Here is a 21,347-nt window from a genome sequence, read left to right on the forward strand (position 1 = left end):
GTTTTGTGATTGACAGGCTAACACCGGCCCTTACACTTGGCCAGCAATCGCCACATCACATTTAATAAAAAAGGCACCTCATGAGCTGGACCCGCGAGCAAGTACTTGACCTGTTTAACCGCCCGTTTTTTGATCTGTTGTTTGAAGCCCAGCAGGTGCACAGAGCCAACTTTGATCCCAACGAAGTGCAGGTAAGCACGCTGCTGTCCATTAAAACCGGAGCCTGCCCGGAAGACTGCAAATATTGCCCCCAGAGTGCCCGCTATAACACCGGCCTGGAAACCGAACAGCTGATGGAAGTGGAAAAAGTGCTGGAGCGGGCCCGCGAGGCCAAAAGCAACGGCTCCAGCCGGTTTTGCATGGGCGCGGCCTGGCGCAACCCCAAAGAGCGGGACATGCCTTATTTGCTGAAAATGGTGCAGGAAGTCAAAGCCATGGGGCTGGAAACCTGCATGACACTGGGCATGCTGAACGCCGATCAGGCCGGCCGGCTGGCCGACGCCGGGCTCGATTATTACAACCATAACCTCGACACCAGCCCCGAGTTTTACGGCGACATTATTACCACCCGCACCTATGCCGACCGGCTAAACACCCTGGAAAACGTGCGCGACGCCGGCATGAAGGTGTGCTCCGGCGGCATTGTGGGCCTGGGTGAAAGCCCGGAAGACAGAGCCGGCCTGCTGCTGGCCCTGGCTAATCTGCCCCGCCAGCCCGAAAGTGTGCCCATTAATATGCTGGTAAAGGTAAAAGGTACGCCGCTGGAGCAGCAGGAAGATCTCGACGACTTTGACTTTATCCGCACCATTGCCGTGGCCCGCATTTTAATGCCCCAAAGCCATGTGCGCCTTTCCGCCGGCCGGGAAAAAATGAACGAGCAAATGCAGGCCATGTGCTTTATGGCCGGTGCCAACTCCATCTTCTACGGCTGCAAACTGCTCACCACCCCCAACCCCGATGAAAACAGCGACATGCAGCTGTTCAAACGGCTCGGCATTCGGCCCAGCGGCGTGAGCCAAAAGCCCGACGAAATGACCGAAATAGAGCTGCACGAGCAAATAGCCGAGCAAAACGCGCCAACACCCTTGTTTTACGAAGCGTAAAACACAGCTGTCAGCTTTAAGCTGTAAGTCGATGGGTGTGGTGTGTGATCAACGGTGATCATAAAACCCACTCTCGACTCGGGCTGCTGACAGCTTACGGCTTATAGCTTACAGCTGGAATCTCAATGCCATTTAACTTATCTCTTGCCGAACGCGAGGCCGCCGGGCTGAAACGCTCGCTGCCGGCCATTGAGCGGGTAGACGGCCGCTGCCTGTATGCCGGCGGCAGGCAATATCTCAACTTTGCCGGCAACGATTATCTCGGTTTAAGCCGCGCGCCCGAACTGCTGGCCGCCAGTGAGCAGGCCGCACGGGAATACGGCGTTGGGGCCGTGGCCTCGCCGCTGGTGGTGGGGCATCAGGCCATTCACCGTGAGCTGGAACAGGTGCTGTGCAACTGGCTGGGGCTTGAGGCGGTGATGCTGTTCAGCTCGGGGTTTTCTGCCAATCAGGCGGTAATAAAAGCCCTGCCGGGCAAGGAGCACACCCTGTGGCAAGACAAGCTCAACCATGCCTCACTGCAGGAAGCCGGCCTGCTCAGCCCGGCGCGCATGGTGCGCTTTGCCCATAACGATATGCGTGCTCTTGAGCGTAAATTAACACCCAACGCCGGGCTCATTATCTCGGAAGGGGTGTTCAGCATGGACGGCGACACTGCGCCCTGGCCCGGGCTGGTGTCGCTGGCAAGGCAATCCGGTAACTGGCTGATGATAGACGATGCTCACGGTTTGGGTGTGCTGGGCAAAGAGGGCAGGGGCACGCTGAATGAACAGGGCCTTGAAGCCAGCGAGGTGAACATTTTTATGGGTACTTTCGGCAAGGCACTGGGCGTGAGCGGGGCCTTTGTGGGCGGCAGCCGCGCGCTGATTGACTATTTGCACAACCTGGGCCGCAGCTACATTTACAGCACCCACCTGCCGCCGCCCCAGACCGCCGCCGTGCTGGCCGCGGTGCGGCTGGTGCAGCAAGCCGATGATAAACGCGACCACCTGCAAACGCTTATTCATCAATTCCGTGACGGGGTGGCCGGTTTGCCATTCATGCTGCTGCCGTCCAACACCGCCATTCAGCCACTGATAGTGGGGGAAGAGCACAAAACCCTTGAACTGGCCGCCGCCCTTAAACAGCAAGGTCTGTGGACCGGTGCCATACGCCCGCCCACCGTGCCCAAAGGCAGCGCCCGGCTGCGCATTACCCTCAGTGCCGCTCACACCAAAGCCGATGTGCAGCAGCTGATCAATGCATTACACGCCGCCCTGTAGAGAAAACCATGCAACATATAGACAAACAAAAAGTCGCCCGTGCCTTCAGCCGTGCCGCCCACAGTTACGACCACCACAACGAGCTGCAGCGGCGCAGCGGCGAGACCTTGCTGGCGCACTTGCCAGCTCAGGCAGAAGTAGGGCTGGATCTGGGCTGCGGCAGCGGCTGGTTTGGGCCGGCGCTCAAACAACGGGCGAACAGGCTGCTGGCGCTGGACTTGTCTGCCGCCATGCTGGAGCAGGCCGGCACCCGTGCCGACATAATTCCCCTGTGCGCCGACATGGACGCCCCGCCGCTGGCCGAGCAAAGCCTCGACTTTATTTTTGCCAACCTGTGCCTGCAGTGGAGCAGCAACACCGCCTCCTGGCTCAGCAACTGGAGCGCCCGGCTCAAACCCGGCGGCGTTATGGTGTTCTCCACCCTGCTGGATGGCAGCCTGGCTGAGCTGGCCCGCAGCTGGCATGCAATAGACTCGCACACCCATATCAACCAATTTATGCAAGCGCAGACATTGCGGCAGCAACTGGCCGCCACCGGCCGGCGCTGGCAACTGCACACCGGCACCGAGCAGCTGTGTTATCCCGAGCTGAAAGCCCTGCTGCAAGACTTAAAAGGTATTGGTGCCAACCAGATAAACCAGAACCGGCGCACCGGCCTGCTGGGCAAAAACGCCTGGCAGCGGCTTAATCTCATCTATCCTAAAAATCAACAGGGCCACTGTGTGGCCACCTACCGGCTGGCATATGGAGTTATTTATGGCTAACACCTTTTTTATTACCGGCACCGACACCGAAGTGGGCAAAACCTTTGTTACCCGCGCGCTCATGCAGGCCGGCAAAGAAGCCGGCAAACAGGTGCTGGGCTACAAGCCCGTGGCCTCGGGCTGTGAGCTGATAAACGGCGAGCTTAAAAACGAAGACGCTCTGGCCCTGCAGGCTGAGTCCAGCATTAAACTGCCTTATGCCATGCACAACCCCTACGCCTTTGCTCCCGCCATTGCCCCGCACATTGCCGCCGAGCAGGCTGCCGAGCCCATTGAGCCGGCGCGCATTACCGAAGGCCTGGCCCGCCTGAAAGAAACCACCGCCGACTGGATTTTTGTGGAAGGCGCAGGCGGCTGGCGCTTGCCGCTGGGGCAGGGCCGGTTTTTATCCGACTGGGTAAAAAAAGAGCATATTCCCGTTATTCTGGTGGTGGGTGCGCGCCTGGGCTGCATTAACCATGCGCTGCTCACCCTTGAGGCCATTCGTCACGACGGCCTGGTGGTGGCCGGTTGGGTACTCAACCGGGTAGATGCTCACATGAGCCACTATGAAGAAAACGCCGCCACCCTTAAGGCCTTGATCAAAGCGCCGTTTCTGGGGGAGCTGCCAAGGCTCACGGAAGAAGAGACCAGCACTGCCGTCAGCTATATCGATCCGGCCCCTTTGCTGAAATAATTCATCAGGGAGATCTTGAAATTCCCGTTGCCGGACATATTATGTCTTTAGTTCCCTGATGTAAGGAAAGCATTGATGAAACGCATATTGTTGTTTATTGCCACCAACCTGGCCGTGGTGCTGGTGTTGGGCGTGGTGCTGAACATCGTATTCTCCGTGTTGGGCATAGACAGCCGCAGCATGGGCGGCCTGCTGGTGTTCTGCGCCGTGTTTGGTTTTGGTGGTGCCACCATCTCGCTGTTCATCTCCAAATGGATGGCCAAGCGCAGCTATGGCGTGCAGGTGATTGAACAACCCCGTAATGAAATGGAGCACTGGCTGCTGACCACAGTGCAGCGCCAGGCTCAGCAGGCGGGCATTGGCATGCCGGAAGTGGGCATTTACGACTCACCCGACATGAACGCCTTTGCCACCGGTGCCAGCCGCAACAACGCCCTGGTAGCGGTGTCTACCGGCCTGATGTACAGCATGAGCCGTGACGAAGCCGAAGCCGTGCTGGCCCACGAAGTAAGCCACGTGGCCAACGGCGACATGGTGACCCTCACCCTTATTCAGGGTGTGGTAAACACCTTTGTGATGTTCTTTGCCCGCATTGTGGCCAACGTGATCAGCGGCTTTCTCAGCAATGATGAAGAAGAGCAGGGCGGCGGCATGGGCGGCATTGCCTACTTTATTACCGTTATGGTGCTGGAGCTGCTGTTCGGTATTCTGGCCTCCATTATTGTGATGTGGTTCAGCCGCCAGCGCGAATACCGCGCCGACGAAGGCGGTGCCCGCCTGGCCGGCCGTGAAAAAATGATCGCCGCCCTCGAGCGCCTGCGCCACGGCCACGAATCACAACTGGAAGGCTCCCTCGCGGCCTTTGGTATTAACGGCAAGCAGCAAAGCGAGCTGTTAATGAGCCACCCGCCGCTGGAAAAACGTATTCACGCGCTGCGAACCATGCGCTGATAGTTGCAATAACCCTGTAGTTTGGTCTCTTTAACCCCGGCACGCCGGGGTTTTTTTATTCAAATATTCCCCATGAGCAAGAAAGTGCTCAATTTTATCGATAACACTTTATTTTGAGCGTAAATTTGCTCAAAAATCACGTCTTGATGTATATTTGAGTAATAATTTGCACATTGGTGATGTTATGCCTCCTCTTGCTCTGACCATTCAGATATTTCATGGTGACGCCTGGCACGATGCCGCCGAGCTGACCCTTGAAAAGCCGCTGCTGGGAAGAAGTGGCCCTGTACGGCTGGACTATCAATTTGATTACGCTGTTAACCATCAATATCGCGATGATGAACATGCTTGCGGGTTAACGCTGCCGGTTGAACTGATGATTCCCCATGAGGCACCAGTATGGTTTGGCTTTCTTGATGACATTATGCCTGCGGGGGCAGCCCGCCGATATTGGGTGAATCAGCTCGGGTTAAGCAATACCACGCCAGAGCGGCAAGACACAGAGCTGCTGCGCCATGGCACCATAGCGCCGGTTGGTAATTTACGTATCAAGGAATCGTTGCCCGAGCTGCCGGCAAAAAGCACTCTTAAGCAACGTCGCTTTGCCATAACGGAAGTGGTAGAGCGCAATACTGATTTTCTGGAATATGCCCAGCAAATGGGTGCTGCCAGTGGCGGTGCCACCGGTGCCGGAGGCGAGGCCCCAAAGCTGTTGCTGCGCTGCTCTGCTCAAAATGAAGTTTGGATAGATACCTTTCAGGATGATCTTTACACGCCGGATGCTCATTATCTGGTGAAGTTTCCACGTAATAACAGAAGCGCCATCGACTGCGATATTTTGCGTGCCGAATATCATTATTATCAAGAGCTGCAGAGCCTTGGCATAGAGACCATCAGCACAGCCAATATGAAGCTGCTTGAAGGTGAGCGCTTTCCTTCTCTCTGGTTGCCCCGCTTTGATGTGGCCATAAAAAAGGGCAAGCTAACTCGCTATGGGCTGGAGTCGGTATATTCGGTGTTAAATAAGGCACCCGGCAGCTATCTGAAACATCAGCAGGTGTTACGTAGCGTGATTGCGTTATTGGAGCAGCAATATCGCATTACCGAACTGGGCGAGTCGTTTGATCGCCAGGCGTTTGTGATTGAATGGGTGAAGCGGGATCTGTTGAATGTAGCTTTTGGTAATTCCGATAACCACGGCCGTAATACGGCTTTGCTTAAAACGCCTGAAGGTATTTGGCTGGCACCAGTATATGACTTTGCTCCCATGAAAGCAGATCCGGAAATGGTGCCCCGCTCCACCAGCTGGGGCAGCCCTCTGGAAGAAGGGGGTAAGTACAACTGGCAGGCTATTGCCGAGGAGCTTGCCGACCTTGCCGAGCCCAGCCATCTGCTGCAGGAGCTGCAAACGCTTGCCGGCAAGCTGACGGGGCTGAAGCCAAGACTAGCCGCACGGGGTGTGCCCGACAGCATATTGAATATGCCGGTAATGGGGTTTGATTATCTGGACGACAAACTGAAAAACTGGGGACTGGTATGAATAAAAAAAGTCCCGCCGCACGAGAAGCCTTGCTGTTCTCACTGCTGGATAAATTATTCAGTGGCGACATCACCGAAGGCGAGCTGTTGCGAACCCTGCGTAAGGAACTGCTGGAAATGTCGCAAACCGATTACGCCAATATGGTGGGAGTGAGCCGGCGCACCCTGTCGGATATTGAGCGCAACGCCGGCAGCCCCACCCTGGCGGTGCTGAACGCGGTATTTCGACCGCTGGGGCTGAAAGCCGGCCTGGTGCCCAGAAGCCCGGCCATGATGAGAAAAATGCTGATAAAAAAAGACAGCTCCGAGATTGAGGAGTAGAAAAAGACACATATCCTTGTTATTTCCGTGCTAAATGCCTTTAATGGTGAAAAACAAAAAGCACGGACGCCATGATAAAGCCCGAACTACACCGCCGTTACTGGTTAATTGAGCTAATCAGCTATTGGGAAGGCCGGCTGACCACCGGCCATTTACGGCAGTTTTTTGGCATCAGCCGGCAGCAGGCCAGCAAAGATATTAACCAATATCAGCAGGATCACACCGGTAACCTGGAATATTGCCCGTCACGCAAGGGCTATTTGCCCGGCAAACATTTCAACCCTGCCCATATTTCCGCTGACGTGGCGGAATATCTCAACTGGGTGACCGGCCAAAGCGCACACACCATGCCCGCCGACCCAGGCTACCGGCTGGAACATGCCATTCTGCTGCCGCCGGCCAGAAATGTATCTCCAAATGTTATTCGCCCGCTGGTGCACGCCCTGCGTCATCATGAACGGCTGGACGTGGACTATGGCGCGGTAAGCAGCACTGACCGCGATGGCCGCATTATCGTGCCGGTGCGCTTTGTGAATACCGGCAGCCGCTGGCACCTGCGCGCCTGGTGTGAAAAAGCGCAAAACTACCGTGATTTTGTTCTCAGCCGCTTTCACGGTGTGCCAGCACCGGAAGGCAAACCCCTGGCACCACTGCCGCCCGACACCCGCTGGAACACACACATCACCCTTCACATCACCCCCGATCCCCGCTTAAGCCCCGAACAACAACAAGCCCTGATCCACGACTACGCCATGCATAACGGGAGGCTCGAAATAAACACCCGCGCCGCCCTGGCCGGCTATTTGCTGCGTGAAATGCAGATAAACACCAAAATGCTCGACATCAACCCCGCCGCCCAGCAGCTCATTCTGGCCAACCAGAATGAAGTGAAGGAGTGGTTGTTTTAAAGACCTGTAAAGTGACGCGACATGTTTTTTGTACAGGGTTGGCCTTTGGTAACAGAAAGGGCAGAGTAGAAAAGTAGCTATTTAAGTAAGGGCAATATCATGGATGATTTTTCACCATCAGATCTGAAAACCATACTGCACTCCAAGCGCGCCAATATTTATTATCTGGAATATTGCCGGGTGCTTGTGAAGGGCGGTCGAGTGGAATATGTCACCGATGAAGGTCGTCGCTCTCATTACTGGAATATTCCCATTGCCAACACCACCACAGTTTTACTGGGTACTGGCACTTCCGTGACTCAGGCCGCGATGCGGGAGCTGGCCAAGGCGGGAGTGCTGGTTGGTTTTTGTGGCGGGGGCGGAACACCTTTGTTCAGCGCCAATGAGGTGGATGTTGATGTAGCCTGGTTTTCTCCACAAAGTGAATATCGGCCCACGGAATATTTACAGAATTGGGTACGGTTCTGGTTTGACGATGAGCAACGGCTGCAAGCGGCACGAAAAATTCAGTTGGCCAGACTGAAGCAGTTGCAAAAGCACTGGCTGGATAACCGTCAGTTAAAAGAGCAGGGATTTGATATTGCCGCTGATCATCTGGTGCCGCTGCTGGAGCAGCACCGGCAGAATATTCAGCAGGCGGTTAACGTAACCGGTTTATTAACCGAAGAAGCGCGCCTGACCAAACATCTGTTCAAACTGGCGGCCCGAGCCGTGTCTTATGGCGATTTTGTGCGAGCCAAGCGGGGCAGCGGCACCGATCCGGCCAACCGTTTTCTGGATCATGGAAACTATCTGGCTTATGGCCTGGGGGCAACCGCCACTTGGGTGCTGGGCTTGCCTCATGGTCTGGCGGTGCTGCACGGCAAAACCCGTCGGGGAGGACTGGTGTTTGACGCCGCCGATCTGGTGAAAGACGCCCTGGTCTTGCCTCAGGCGTTTTTGTCGGCGGTGAAAGGTGAAGAAGAGCAGGAGTTTCGCCGGCACTGTATTGAATCGCTGACCCGCGCCGAAGCCCTGGACGTTATGGTGGACACTCTCAAAGACATAGCAACAGAGCTTGGGGGAGTGGCCTCATGAATGTGCTGCTGATTTCCCGTTGCAATAAAAACGCCCTGACAGAAACCCGGCGCATTCTGGATCAGTTTGCCGAACGAAAGGGCGACCGGGCCTGGCAAACCCCCATTACCTGGGATGGTCTGACCACCCTGCGCAGGTTATTGCGCAAAACCGCCCGTAAAAATACGGCGGTAGCCTGCCACTGGATTAGAGGCAAGGATCATAGTGAGCTGATGTGGGTCGTGGGTGACAGCAGCCGTTTTAATGCGGAGGGCACGGTGCCGACCAACATCACAGGGCGCAACATTTTGCGTCAGCAGGATGAAAACGACTGGCATACCGCAGAAGACATCAAGTTACTGGCGGCGCTGGCGGCATTGCTCCACGATGTGGGCAAGGCTTGTAAGGCGTTTCAGCAAAGGCTGCTGGGCAAAGGTCCGCAAGGTGCCAACATTTACCGTCACGAGTGGATATCGCTGCGTGTATTTCAGGCATTTGTCGGTAAGGATGACGATGCTGGCTGGCTCTCTCGCCTGGCTGATGCGGATAGTCTTCAGCATGATTGGCTGGATAATCTGGTAAAGGACGGAATGGATAACACGGCTCCTTATCCATTTCGCTCGCTACCGCCGTTGGCTCAGGCCATAGGTTGGCTGATTATCACTCATCATCGCCTGCCAGGCAGGCCCACTCTGGAAGGCCTGAGAGCGCAAGAGCTGGAGTTACCGCTAACAGATATAGACTCACAGTGGAATCAACGCACTGACCATTCTGATCCCGAAGAGATAGCACCTTACTGGATCTTTGACGCGCCACTGCCGGTGGCGACCAAGCGCTGGCGTACACAAGCTGCAAAATATGCGCAACGTTTACAGCAGCGTCTGGAGAGATCTCCTGATGGCTGGCTGAGTAATGCTTATGTAATGCACCTGGCCCGTTTGTCGCTGATGCTTTCTGACCATCATTATTCCAGCCTGTCTGCACCCAACCAGCGTGTTAAGGGCGAAGCTGATTATCCTCTCTATGCCAATACCAACCGCAAAACCGGCGAGCTTTGTCAGCGGCTGGATGAGCATCTGCTGGGCGTGGCCAAAGTCAGCCGCAGTGTCAGTCATCATCTGTCCACTCTGAATGAAAACTTGCCCCGTCTGGCCCGCCATAAAGGTTTCAGAAAGCGCAGCCAGCATGCGCGTTTTCGGTGGCAGGATCATGCTTTTGATCTGGCTGAAGGGTTAAGGGCGCGCGCTGCTCGTCAGGGCTTTTTCGGTATTAACATGGCCTCCACCGGCTGTGGCAAAACCCTGGCCAATGGTCGCATTCTTTATGCGTTGGCCAATCCTCAGCAAGGTGCTCGATTTTCCGTGGCATTGGGGTTAAGAACGCTCACATTGCAAACTGGTCAGGCTTATCGTGAGCGCCTGCATCTGGGAGATGACGAGCTGGCTGTCAGGGTTGGTGGCAGCGCCAGCCGCCAATTATATGAATTTTATGAGGCTCAGGCTGAGGCCAGTGGCTCGGCATCGTCTCAGTCTCTGGTACCGGAAGACAGCCATGTGGTGTTTGAAGGCAACTTTTCCGAGCACCCGGTACTGAAAACGGCCTGCCATGATGACAGGATAAAGGCCCTTATTTCGGCACCTGTGCTGGTGTGTACGGTGGATCATCTGATCCCGGCAACGGAAAGCGAGCGGGGCGGTCATCAGATTGCGCCCATGTTACGTTTGCTCAGCAGCGATTTGGTGCTGGATGAAATAGATGATTTCGACATTAACGACCTGCCTGCCCTTACCCGCCTGGTTTACTGGACTGGCTTGCTTGGCAGCCGGGTGTTGCTGTCTTCGGCCACTATTCCTCCTTCTTTAGCAGAGGGGCTGTTTCGTGCCTACAAGGCAGGGCGTGAGCAATTTCAGCGCAACAGGGGAGAGCCGGGCACGGCAGTAAATATCTGTTGTGCCTGGTTTGATGAGCATGACCGCCAGCATGATGACTGCCCGGATGAAGCGAGCTACGCTCGGGCACACCAGCGTTTTGTGGAAAAACGTGCTCAGAAGCTTGCCCGGGACGACGTACGCCGGCGGGCAGAGCTGGCGCGTTTGTCCACATTAACCGGCCAGACTCAGCTGTTGCGCTACGGGTTTGCAAAGGATCTGATGCAGCAGGCCATGGTGTTGCATCAGGCTCATCATTCGGTGGATCCTTACTCACACAAGCGGGTGAGTTTTGGCCTGGCGCGCATGGCCAACATTGAACCCATGGTTGAGGTGGCCAAGGCCATGTATGCCATGGGTGCTGAAACCGGCACCCTTATTCACCTTTGTGTTTACCACTCTCAATATCCGTTACTGCTCCGCTCAGCCATTGAGCAGCAGCTGGATAGCGCACTGAACCGAAAAGACAGCAATGCCGTGTTTGAGCTGCCGGAAATACGCCGGCAAATTGATGGCCATGCTGAGCAGGATCAGCTGTTTATTGTGCTCGCCAGCCCTGTAGCAGAGGTCGGCAGGGACCACGACTATGACTGGGCTATTGTGGAGCCTTCCTCCATGCGCTCGCTTATTCAGCTTGCCGGCCGGGTTCGCCGTCACCGGCCGGAAGTGTACGAGACACCTAATATTGCGCTGTTACATACCAACCTGAGAGCGCTGGAGCACAAGGGCAAGCCCGCATTCTGCAGGCCCGGCTTTGAAAGTGCTGACTTTTTGCTGAGCAGTCATGATCTGGAACAGCTGCTGTTGCCTGAAGAGCGGAATGTGATTGATGCCAGACCACGAATTTTGCCCCGTAGCGAGCTGAACGCTAAAACCAGCCTGGTGGATCTGGAGCATGCCCGGCTGCAGGCTCAAATGCTGGGCCAACAAATACCACAGGTAAGTGCTGGTGGTAACCGCCGCCGGCGCAGGGCTGAGCCAGTGCAGCCATTGTCTGCTGCCCGTTGTTATCTGCACTCTGGTGCCATGCTGACGTCCATTCTGCAGCGCCGCCAGCCGTTTCGGGAAAGTCATGCCATACAGGATGACCTGGTGCTGCTGCCCGATGAAGACGGTGTAAACGTGCAACTGCACAAGGTTGAGTTCAGCCGAGAACACCGCACAGACCTGTACATTCCGGTAGATCATCTTCTTCATCAGGTTCAGCTTGCATGTGCCCAAGGCGTCGTGACCTGGGGCGCAGCAGACTATCTGGTTGCACTGGAGGCGCTGGCCGAAAAAATGGAGCTGCCTCTCGATGTATGTGCAAAGCGCTTTGGCACACTGTCACTGGATCAAAAAGACAATGGCTGGGAGTTTCACCCGGCCCTTGGGTTTACCGTGCGCCGATAATGAGGCGCTTGTGGCTTAACGTTATGGATTTAACTAAAGGAGGCAACATGGCATTGGAGCCCGGCGCACGAAGCGCAGAGCTGCGCCAGTTGATGCAGTCATTTATTGATGAGCGACTGGCGGCCAAGCTTGAAAAACTGGAGCCTGATGATCCCAAATATCAGGATTTGCAGCTTCAGTATCGGTTTGAAAATTGGGTGGAAGATGCAGCGCGTCGTGTTGGGCAGCTGCAGGTTGTTTCTCACACGCTCAAAGCAATACATCCAGATGCCAAAGGCACGAGCTTGTTTGCGCCACTTGAGCTCTTGGCCGCTCACCCCTGGGTTGGAAGCCATTTACTTGAAGAAAATTATGCCACCGATGTAGTTGGCAACGCGGCTGCACTGGATGTCTATAAATTCCTCAAACTGGAATATCAAGGCAAAACACTGCTGGCCAGATCGCTGGAGCGGGATGCGGCCTTGCTGTCGGCCTTGAATGATGATGCGTCAAAGGCACAGGAGTGGCTTGATGCTTTTGCATCCATTACTGATAACAAAAGTAAAGTAAGCTCCAGTACGCGCGCCAAGCAGATTTACTGGCTTACCGGCGATGATCCCACCCAAAATGATCATTTTCATCTGTTGTCGCCACTTTATCCGTCATCATTGGTACACAGGGTATACCAGCATATTCAGCATGACAGGTTCAGTGAAGAGGCCAAGGCTGCCCGGCAGGCAAGGCGTGATAATAAAGCATCGGAAACAGGGTATGCCGATTATCCGAACCTGGCTGTTCAGAAACTGGGCGGCACCAAGCCTCAAAATATTTCTCAGCTTAATAGCGAGCGTGGTGGCAATAATTACTTGCTGTGCTCGCTGCCGCCGGTCTGGCAAAGCCGTGACCAGCGCCCACCCCTGAAGACAGATTCAGTGTTTCCGCGTTTTGTGCGTCAGCAGCAGCCCCGCTGGCTATTGGCCAAATTGCGTGATTTTTTGCTGAGCAACCCGCCGGCCAATGTGCGGACCCGCACACGGGTAGATGCTTATATTGATGCCCTGATCGATGAAATGATCCTGTTCAGTGCTTATTTTCAGCAACTGGAGCCGGGCTGGTCTGCCGACCCTGATTGTCAGCTGGTGGAGGCCGAGCAACTCTGGCTTGACCCCATGCGTGCCGAACAGGATGAAGACGTTGCCGCTCGCCGAATGGCGGGGGAGTGGGTAAAGGAGGTACAGCATCGTTTTGCCAACCAGGTAAACAAGGCGCTGGGCAAATTGCCGGTAGGGGATGGTGAGCACAGTGAGTGGATGAGCCGTGTTCATAAAAAACTGAATGCACTGCGGGAGGTGCTTGATGACTGAACCAAATACCCTGCTTATTTTGCCGCGGTTGCGCATTCAAAATGCCAATGCCATTTCTGGCAACCTGACCTGGGGCTTTCCGGCCATGACGGCCTTTGCTGGTCTGAGTCATGCGCTTGAACGCAAATGTGCTGACGCCGGCCTGAAAGTGGCTTTTCCAGGCATTGGCGTGGTGTGCCATCACCATGAAGCGCAAGTTACTCAGGGAGGGTATCAGCGGGCGTTTCACCTTACACGTAACCCCGTGGATAAAACCGGCAAAACCGCCGCCATTGTAGAGGAAGGGCGTATTCATCTAGAGATTAGCTTGATCCTGGAAGTGGATCTGAAGGATGAACCGCTAAATGACCAGACGGCATTTGCTCAACAAGTGGCAGACCTGGTTGCCACCCTGCGTGTGGCCGGTGGCACAGTGCAGCCAGCCTTGCCTGGCCAAAGGGTACATCAGCCCTGGCTGATTAACGTGGATGAAGCCGCAGACGTTCGTAAAAGGCAGCTGCGCCGTTTAACACGACAGCTGTTGCCCGGCTTTGCCCTGGTGCTGCGGGATGATCTGTTGCAGCAGCACCTTGAACTGAGGCAACAGCAAAATCCAGACGCCGATTTGCTTGACGCCTGGCTGGATCTGTCTCGCCTGAATCATGAATGCCGGCAAGTAGACGACAGTGTTGAATGGAGTATTCGGCGGGATTATCCGGGTTGGCTGGTGCCCGTTCCTATCGGGTTTGCCGCATTATCTGAGCTGTACGATGCCGGCACAGTGGACGCTGCCCGTGATCAGACTACCCCTTTCCGGTTTGTGGAAGGGCTGTACTCCATCGGGCAATGGCTCAGCCCCCACCGTTTTGAGCGCTTTAACGATTATCTCTGGTATGTGGACAATGGTCTTGATACCGGTACTTACCGTTTAAATAACGATTATTCCCTGAACCTGCAAGACAAGGAGTTTTGAACATGGCCAAGCAAGATACTTTGAAAACTGCATCCGTACTGGCGTTTGAGCGCAAGCTGGATGTGTCCGATGCGCTGATGTTTGCGGGCAACTGGGAAGAGCGAGACCAGACGAGCAACTGGCAGCCTGTGGAAGTACGTGAAAAGTCTGTACGCGGCACCATTTCCAACCGCTTGAAGACCAAAGATCAGGATCCGGCCAAGCTGGATGCGGCCATTGAAAACCCCAACCTTCAGACCGTGGATGTGGCGACTCTCCCCGCAAATGCTGACACCCTGATGGTGAAATTCACGCTGCGTGTATTGGCGGGAGCCGGTATACCTTCTGCCTGTAACAATGCAGATTATCAGCACAAGCTGACCGAAGTGATTAAGGAGTATGTGCAGCAACATGGTTTTGCGCCGCTGGCACAACGTTACGCCTGTAACCTCGCTAATGCCCGGTTTCTGTGGCGTAACCGGGTTGGAGCAGAACAGGTGGAAGTGCAAGTCGCCAGACTTAAACAGGGTAAGCATGAACAGGTATGGAATTTTGATGCTCACAGTTACTCTTTGCGCAACTTTGAGGAAGCTGGCAACAATCCCGCAGGTTTACAAGAGCTGGCGCAGCATATTGAGCTGGGTCTGGCCAATGAACAGCATGTATTACTGGAAGTGACCGCTTTTACCCGTTTGGGTGCCGGCCAGGAAGTGTTTCCGTCTCAGGAGTTGATCCTTGATAAAGGCAAGAGTGACAAGAGTCGTACACTTTATCAGGTGCAAAGTATTGCCGGCATTCATTCCCAGAAAATCGGCAATGCGCTGCGTACCATCGACACCTGGTATCCGCAGGATGAAAATGTGCTGCTGGGCCCTATTGCCGTTGAACCTTATGGCTCGGTGACCACACAAGGCAAAGCCTATCGTCAGCCCAAGGCCAAAGCCGACTTTTATAACCTGCTGGATAACTGGGTGCTGAAGGACAAGGTACCGGCAGAAGGGGATCAGCATTTTGTTATGGCCACCCTGATCCGTGGCGGGGTGTTCGGGGAGGCGGGTTAACATGGATACCTATCTTGAAATCAGGTTGCTGCCGGATCCTGAGTTTTCGCAGCATTTTTTGATGGGAGCTTTGTTCGGAAAGTTGCACCGTGCGTTGGTTGAACTGAAAGCCAACAATATCGGCCTCAGTTTTCCGGACTACAGCCTTGCTCCCCGAGGCCTGGGGGAGCGACTTCGGCTGCATGGTACCAAGCAGGCGCTGTCAGTTCTGATGGAGCAGCACTGGCTGAAAGGCATGAGCGATCATGTGCAATGCTCGGAAGTGTTACCTGTGCCGAATAATACTCAGTTCCGAACCGTGTCACGGAGGCAGTTTAAAACCAGCTGTGAGCGTTTGCGCCGCCGCCGAATGAAACGCAAAGGTGAAACTTATGAGCAAGCGGCAGAAGCAATTCCCCGCCATGTAGAACGTTCACCGGAGCTACCCTATGTGCAATTGCGCAGCCAGAGCACCGGACAGAACTTTCACTTGTTTATTGAGCAGGGAAAGCTGTTGGCTCAGCCTCAAAAAGCAACCTTCAGCAGCTATGGGTTAAGCTCTGTGGCAACCGTGCCCTGGTTCTGACCCTTTTTTCTGGCTAAAAAACTAACTTAACTAAATCAATCACTTACTTTGCCCCAGAATAAAAGGGGCAAAGGATGATTCATAGACTTTGTTCTTTAACAATCAGGACGTTACAGTTTTTAATGTCTAGTTCGCTGCCGCACAGGCAGCTCAGAAAAGTAAATCATGTTTCGCTTGCAGGCTGGCGCTGTTCGCTGCCGCACAGGCAGCTCAGAAAATCCTTGCCAGTACGTTATGGGTTTTCATGTTGTTCGCTGCCGCACAGGCAGCTCAGAAAGCTGGCAAACCTCATTTTTCGTTTAAAATATAGTTCGCTGCCGCACAGGCAGCTCAGAAAAGAGACCCAGTGGGAGCGTAACCTAAAGCGGTGTTCGCTGCCGCACAGGCAGCTCAGAAAAAGCGCCGACAAGGTTTCGTGCGTAGTGAAGAGTTCGCTGCCGCACAGGCAGCTCAGAAATCGATGACACCGATTATGTCTATGCCGTCGATGTTCGCTGCCGCACAGGCAGCTCAGAAAACTTTGACGCTTAAAGAAGGTGATACCGTTGTGTTCGCTGCCGCACAGGCAGCTCAGAAACGGTCACGCTCATCGTTCGCCAGGGCATTGGCGTTCGCTGCCGCACAGGCAGCTCAGAAATGCAATGCAAGTTCACGAAAGCCAGCAGCAGAGTTCGCTGCCGCACAGGCAGCTCAGAAATGCTCTCTTGATGGTCAAAATATAACTTTTAAGTTCGCTGCCGCACAGGCAGCTCAGAAAATTTTCGACGAAGTGACTCGCGGCATGAATATGTTCGCTGCCGCACAGGCAGCTCAGAAACCAATGACTGTTGCGCCGCCGTAGGTCATGCCGTTCGCTGCCGCACAGGCAGCTCAGAAAATGCTGCGAGGTTCGATGGGTAAGGCTGACAAGTTCGCTGCCGCACAGGCAGCTCAGAAATGTAGCATGATGCGGTCTATCAGCGCGTCGATGTTCGCTGCCGCACAGGCAGCTCAGAAAGTGTTGTCATTGCCCGATAAATACCATTCCACGTTCGCTGCCGCACAGGCAGCTCAGAAATTAACCGCTGCCCGCAACCAGTTAGAGCGGATGTTCGCTGCCGCACAGGCAGCTCAGAAACAGTGGATGGTGATGTGTTAGTTGATATTTTTTGTTCGCTGCCGCACAGGCAGCTCAGAAATGGCTATGGTGATGTAGATTATTCTGATGATGGTTCGCTGCCGCACAGGCAGCTCAGAAATTAATTCGAGAATGAGCATCATCAGAATAATCGTTCGCTGCCGCACAGGCAGCTCAGAAACCGAGAGGCAACGTTTTGAATTTTACCCCAAAGTTCGCTGCCGCACAGGTAGCTCAGAAAGGCGAGCCCTTGCCAGTGACGTACTTGTTTAGGTTCGCTGCCGCACAGGCAGCTCAGAAAGCTAACAGTAATGAAGATGAATTCGCCGGTTAGTTCGCTGCGGCACAGGCAGCTCAGAAATGCTGATAATTTTGTGCAGTATTCCAAAATCGGTTCGCTGCCGCACAGGCAGCTCAGAAAGTAAGCAAACTCTAAAAAGCTGGTGCCGTAATGTTCGCTGCCGCACAGGCAGCTCAGAAAAAAAGAAGAAGCCGACATGAAGACGGCATTCAGTTCGCTGCCGCACAGGCAGCTCAGAAAATAGGCAAAATCTTATTGACAAGTTGCATCAAGTTCGCTGCCGCACAGGCAGCTCAGAAAGGTGTGGGGTCGCCAAAGGTGAACGCCTCAATGTTCGCTGCCGCACAGGCAGCTCAGAAATGATTCCATGTGTAGCCCCGGCCCAGGTAGTGGTTCGCTGCCGCACAGGCAGCTCAGAAATACGTTAAAAACGAGGCCGGCATCCTGACCAAGTTCGCTGCCGCACAGGCAGCTCAGAAAAAGTACACGCGCCGCGGGTTGGAAGACGGCCAGTTCGCTGCCGCACAGGCAGCTCAGAAAATGACCTGGTGTCGTTCAGCCGCGTAGCCGTGGTTCGCTGCCGCACAGGCAGCTCAGAAAACAGCGCCAAGCAGGTGGAGCAATGGTATTGGGTTCGCTGCCGCACAGGCAGCTCAGAAAGTGAGCAAAGCCATTGCCGAGGCCATAGGTGTGTTCGCTGCCGCACAGGCGGCTTAGAAATCAAGCACAACATGACATGCCTGAATCTACAGGTTCGCTGCCGTACAGGCAGCTCAGAAATGATCGGGCACGGCGTTGCCTTGATGTGTTAGTCCGCTGCAATCTAGGCGACTTAGAAATATTCATAGAAATATTCAAAGAGGGCCAGCCATGGTACTTGACCTCATCAACGCAGAAAGCGTTGGGCCCGTAAGCGATTACGGCGGTTGGCCCATTCCTCAGCTTTTCCCCGCCTGTTATAGTTTTCTTTTTTGTCTGAGTTTGCTTATGAACTGTCAGTTTCCCGCTATTGTCGAGTGTGCGGATACCCATGATTTTATTCATATTGCCGGGGCTTCCGTGCTTGATGAGCACCATTGGCATGAGGGTGACAGGCTTATCGACTGTGCCGGTGGCGTGCATGTTTTGTCGCAGGGCTGGAACGAAGGGCTGTACTGGCGGCCGTTACCGGGGCTAGTATGTTTGCCGGAACTGAACGTCAGCCTGCGCCATTTTGCCGCCGGGCTGGGTATTTGCTGCATTCCCAAATTGACGGTGCGCTCTGCCGAGGAGGCGGTGGCGCTGGTGGTCTGGTTGGAAATGCAATAATCAACCGAGTGTTTTGATTATGCGTTTATTTTTGCGCTGTTGTTGTGTGGTGTTGTTGTTGGGAGTGTCTGCCTGTGGCTCTCAGACAGGGGCCAGTGCGCCGCCGTCTGAGCAGGGTTTGCTGCTGGGTGAAGGCAAAGCCTCTTTTTATGGTGCCCGCCACCATGGCCGCAAAACGGCCAGCGGCGAGCGGTTTAATAAAAATGACCTTACTGCTGCCCATAAAACCTTGCCTTTTGGCACCCGGGTCAAGGTGACCAACCTGCGTAATAACCAGGTGGTTGTGGTGCGCATTAACGACAGAGGGCCTTATGCCCGCGGCCGGGTGATTGACTTGTCCGAGCAGGCCGCCCGTGAAGTGGGCATGATCAGGGCCGGTGTAGTGCCGGTGCGGCTGGAAATTCTGAAATAACCACTCGCTGCCGGTAGTCCACGGATCTGGGCCAGTGTGCGGGCTGCGCGGGTGCTGCCTGTCCGTTGGCAATCAGGCGGGCGGCATTAATCCAGCCTGCATGGCCCACCGCCAGCACAGGCTCTGGGGGTAATTGGTCAAGCCAGCTTTTTGCCCGGGCAAACAGTTGTTGCAGGCTTTCGCCGCCACGCGGGGCAAAGCCGGCAAAGTCGGCGCACCAGGCGTCTATTTCTTCTTTGCTTATGTCACTCCAGGGGCGTCCGTCCCAGCTGCCAAAGTGTATTTCTGCCAGTGCCGGTGTTACTTGCCATTGCCAGCCTTGTTGTGCCAGCAACCGGCCCACGCCGGCGGCGCGCTGCAGCGGGCTGGTGTAAATCATGTTTGGCAGCCGGTTTTTGCGGGCAAACCCTTGGATTTGATTGGCCAGCCGGCGCAGTTTGCGGGCCTGCACGGGAGCATCGGTGTGCCCCAGGCAAAGTCCCTGTACCTTTACCGGTTTGGGATGACGCCATATATACAGCGTCATAACCAGGCTGCCAGGCCGGCATAAATGGCGATTTCTGCCAGTTGCTGAGTGGCTCCCAGGCCGTCTCCGGTATAGCCGCCGAGCCGGCGCTTTAACAACCGGTGCATATAGGCTGTTGTGGCTACCGCCAGCAGGCCCGCCAGCAAAAGTTGCATATGACTTAACTGAGGGCCAAACCACCACAGTGGCGGCAGCAGCCAGAGACTGGCCAGCCCCCATTGAAAGGGCGTGAGCTGCTGGGCCATGGGTTTGGCTTTGGCGTGCTCCACATCGCCGCCATAAGGCAACAGTGTAATCAAACTGATACAGGCCAGCCGTGAACCGCCATGGGCCAGCACCAGTGCCGTCATGGCCAGTGCCGGATTAAGGCTGGCCAGCAGGGTAATTTTAAGCAGCAGCGCCAGCACCAGCCCAAGGGTACCAAAGGTGCCCAGGCGCGAGTCTTTCATGATAGTGAGCGCTCGCTCTTTAGTGAGCCCGCCGCCCAGGCCGTCGCAGGTGTCGGCCAGGCCGTCTTCATGAAAGGCACCGGTGATATAAATGCTGAACGCCGTGGCCAGCACGGCAGCAGGCAGAGGCCCGAATACCAGTTGCGCCGGCCAGTAAATAAGGGCACTGAGCGCACCCACCAATAGCCCCACTGCCGGAAAATGCCGGCTGCTCTGGTGCAGCCAGTCGGGGTTAAAGTGCGTGAGTGCGGGCAGGGGCAGCCGGGTTAAAAACTGGGTGGCCACCAGCAGCAGGGTGAGTTCGTGCCTCATGCGCCGGCTCCGCTGATGCCGGCATCGGCAAAGCTGGCCATGTCGTTGAGATAAGCACAGGCCGATTGCAGCAGCGGATAGGCCAGGGCGGCACCGCTGCCTTCGCCCAGGCGCATGTTCAGCTGCAGCAGCGGCTCTGCTTTTAGTAACCGCAGCAGCTGGCGGTGGCCGGGCTCGGCAGAGCCATGGCCGAATACCGCATAGTTGCGGGTGCCCGGTGCCAGTTGCTCTGCCACCAGCAGCGCCACACCGGCAATAAAACCGTCCATCAGCAAAATGCGCCGTTCGCTGGCGGCCTGGATCAGCGCACCTGTCATCATGGCAATTTCCAGCCCGCCCAGTGCCGCCAGTGCCTGCAGGGGCGTATTGGCATCACTGTGGTGTTCCAGCACGGCCTGCAATACGCGGGTTTTATGGTTAAGACCCTGATCGTCAAGTCCGGTGCCGCGGCCGGTGCAGTCCGCTACCGGCAAGTTGCCCAGTCGTGCCAGCAACAGGCTGGCAGCCGAGGTGTTGCCTATGCCCATTTCACCCACCAGCAGCAGGTTGCCGGGCAGGTCACGCACCAGCGCCATACCGGTGTGCAGGGCTTTACAGCATTCTGCCATGGTCATGGCGGGCTGATGCCGGCTGTTTTGGGTGCCTTTGCGAATTTTGCGGTCAATCAGTTGCGGGTGAGGGGCAAAGTCGGCATTCACGCCGGCGTCCACTACCTGCAGTGTCAGTTGGTGCTGCCTGGCAAACACATTAATGGCCGCGCCGCCCTGCAAAAAGTTATGCACCATTTGCGGAGTGACTTTCGCCGGAAAGGCCGAGATACCTTCGGCGGTCAGGCCGTGATCGGCGGCAAACACCAGCACCTGCGGCTGAATAATGGCGGGCGAGGTGGTTTGCTGAATCAGCCCCAGCTGTATGGCCAGACTTTCCAGTAAGCCCAAAGATCCCGGCGGCTTGGTTTTGCTGTTAGTCTTGTGCTGAAGCTGCTGCTGTAACACCGGATTGGCAACGGGGGCAATGGCGGGCAAAGTAATCGGGTCTGAATGTGACATGGCGATGAGTACTTAACAATCAAGGACTCACATGCTATCAGATTGTAGAGTGAAAGCTGACTTTTTAGCGTGA

Annotated in this window: 19 protein-coding genes and 1 CRISPR repeat array; of the genes, 16 read left to right on the forward strand and 3 right to left on the reverse strand. The window is 55.3% G+C overall.

The annotated features are described in order from the left end of the window. Positions 1–80 precede the first annotated feature (80 nt). The 16 genes from bioB (at position 81) to G364_RS0112370 (ending at position 18,938) form a co-directional block, all read left to right on the forward strand. Positions 81–1,103 carry a biotin synthase BioB gene (bioB, locus tag G364_RS0112295; RefSeq protein ID WP_019935450.1) on the forward strand — a complete coding sequence of 341 codons (1,023 nt, stop codon included), beginning with the start codon at positions 81–83 and terminating at the stop codon, positions 1,101–1,103. A 125-nt stretch (positions 1,104–1,228) separates the two neighbouring features. Then, positions 1,229–2,365 carry an 8-amino-7-oxononanoate synthase gene (bioF, locus tag G364_RS0112300; RefSeq protein ID WP_019935451.1) on the forward strand — a complete coding sequence of 379 codons (1,137 nt, stop codon included), beginning with the start codon at positions 1,229–1,231 and terminating at the stop codon, positions 2,363–2,365. 8 nt (positions 2,366–2,373) lie between these two features. Then, positions 2,374–3,129: a malonyl-ACP O-methyltransferase BioC gene (gene bioC, locus G364_RS0112305; RefSeq protein ID WP_019935452.1), complete on the forward strand. Its 756-nt coding sequence runs from the start codon at positions 2,374–2,376 to the stop codon at positions 3,127–3,129. Beyond that, positions 3,122–3,805, forward strand: coding sequence for a dethiobiotin synthase (bioD, locus tag G364_RS0112310; protein ID WP_019935453.1), 684 nt, complete (start codon positions 3,122–3,124; stop codon positions 3,803–3,805). The genes bioC and bioD overlap by 8 nt, the downstream gene beginning before the upstream one ends. A 75-nt stretch (positions 3,806–3,880) precedes the next feature. Continuing rightward, positions 3,881–4,756, forward strand: coding sequence for a protease HtpX (gene htpX, locus G364_RS0112315; RefSeq protein WP_019935454.1), 876 nt, complete (start codon positions 3,881–3,883; stop codon positions 4,754–4,756). Between the two features lie 184 nt (positions 4,757–4,940). Next, a complete protein-coding gene (locus G364_RS0112320) occupies positions 4,941–6,296 on the forward strand; it encodes a type II toxin-antitoxin system HipA family toxin (protein WP_019935455.1) in 1,356 nt (451 codons plus the stop codon). Beyond that, positions 6,293–6,616 (forward strand): helix-turn-helix transcriptional regulator, encoded by a 324-nt coding sequence (locus tag G364_RS0112325; protein WP_019935456.1) that lies wholly within the window; start codon positions 6,293–6,295, stop codon positions 6,614–6,616. The genes G364_RS0112320 and G364_RS0112325 overlap by 4 nt, the downstream gene beginning before the upstream one ends. 71 nt (positions 6,617–6,687) lie before the next feature. Then, positions 6,688–7,524, forward strand: a complete 837-nt coding sequence (locus G364_RS0112330) for a helix-turn-helix transcriptional regulator (RefSeq protein WP_019935457.1) — start codon at positions 6,688–6,690, stop codon at positions 7,522–7,524. A gap of 99 nt (positions 7,525–7,623) precedes the next feature. After that, positions 7,624–8,601, forward strand: a complete 978-nt coding sequence (gene cas1f / locus G364_RS0112335) for a type I-F CRISPR-associated endonuclease Cas1f (RefSeq protein ID WP_019935458.1) — start codon at positions 7,624–7,626, stop codon at positions 8,599–8,601. Further along, positions 8,598–11,900, forward strand: a complete 3,303-nt coding sequence (gene cas3f / locus G364_RS0112340; protein WP_019935459.1) for a type I-F CRISPR-associated helicase Cas3f — start codon at positions 8,598–8,600, stop codon at positions 11,898–11,900. Before cas1f ends, cas3f begins: the two co-directional genes overlap by 4 nt. Before the next feature lie 47 nt (positions 11,901–11,947). Next, on the forward strand, positions 11,948–13,243 hold the full coding sequence (gene csy1 / locus G364_RS0112345) for a type I-F CRISPR-associated protein Csy1 (RefSeq protein WP_019935460.1): 1,296 nt from the start codon (positions 11,948–11,950) through the stop codon (positions 13,241–13,243). Then, positions 13,236–14,195: a type I-F CRISPR-associated protein Csy2 gene (gene csy2, locus G364_RS0112350; RefSeq protein ID WP_019935461.1), complete on the forward strand. Its 960-nt coding sequence runs from the start codon at positions 13,236–13,238 to the stop codon at positions 14,193–14,195. Before csy1 ends, csy2 begins: the two co-directional genes overlap by 8 nt. 2 nt (positions 14,196–14,197) lie before the next feature. Further along, entirely contained in the window at positions 14,198–15,235 is a 1,038-nt protein-coding gene (gene csy3, locus G364_RS0112355; protein ID WP_019935462.1) for a type I-F CRISPR-associated protein Csy3, read from the forward strand. Between the two features lies 1 nt (position 15,236). Beyond that, complete coding sequence (cas6f, locus tag G364_RS0112360; RefSeq protein WP_019935463.1) at positions 15,237–15,800, forward strand: type I-F CRISPR-associated endoribonuclease Cas6/Csy4; 564 nt, start codon at positions 15,237–15,239, stop codon at positions 15,798–15,800. 129 nt (positions 15,801–15,929) lie between these two features. Then, a CRISPR array of direct repeats spans positions 15,930–17,998; the repeat unit is 28 nt; unit sequence GTTCGCTGCCGCACAGGCAGCTCAGAAA. A 90-nt stretch (positions 17,999–18,088) separates the two neighbouring features. Further along, positions 18,089–18,526 (forward strand): DUF4144 family protein, encoded by a 438-nt coding sequence (locus tag G364_RS16555; RefSeq protein ID WP_019935464.1) that lies wholly within the window; start codon positions 18,089–18,091, stop codon positions 18,524–18,526. 19 nt (positions 18,527–18,545) lie between these two features. Then, on the forward strand, positions 18,546–18,938 hold the full coding sequence (locus G364_RS0112370) for a septal ring lytic transglycosylase RlpA family protein (RefSeq protein WP_026344885.1): 393 nt from the start codon (positions 18,546–18,548) through the stop codon (positions 18,936–18,938). Here G364_RS0112370 and G364_RS0112375 read toward each other — a convergent pair. From G364_RS0112375 to cobT, 3 genes are read right to left on the reverse strand one after another with little or no spacing between them, the layout of a single operon-like run. Next, entirely contained in the window at positions 18,895–19,464 is a 570-nt protein-coding gene (locus tag G364_RS0112375; RefSeq protein ID WP_019935466.1) for a histidine phosphatase family protein, read from the reverse strand. The genes G364_RS0112370 and G364_RS0112375 overlap by 44 nt on opposite strands. Further along, positions 19,461–20,225, reverse strand: coding sequence for an adenosylcobinamide-GDP ribazoletransferase (gene cobS, locus G364_RS0112380; protein WP_019935467.1), 765 nt, complete (start codon positions 20,223–20,225; stop codon positions 19,461–19,463). The genes G364_RS0112375 and cobS overlap by 4 nt, the downstream gene beginning before the upstream one ends. After that, complete coding sequence (cobT, locus tag G364_RS0112385) at positions 20,222–21,274, reverse strand: nicotinate-nucleotide--dimethylbenzimidazole phosphoribosyltransferase (protein WP_019935468.1); 1,053 nt, start codon at positions 21,272–21,274, stop codon at positions 20,222–20,224. Before cobT ends, cobS begins: the two co-directional genes overlap by 4 nt. Positions 21,275–21,347 lie beyond the last annotated feature (73 nt).

The organism is Oceanimonas smirnovii ATCC BAA-899 (assembly GCF_000381965.1).
Lineage (GTDB): Bacteria > Pseudomonadota > Gammaproteobacteria > Enterobacterales > Aeromonadaceae > Oceanimonas > Oceanimonas smirnovii.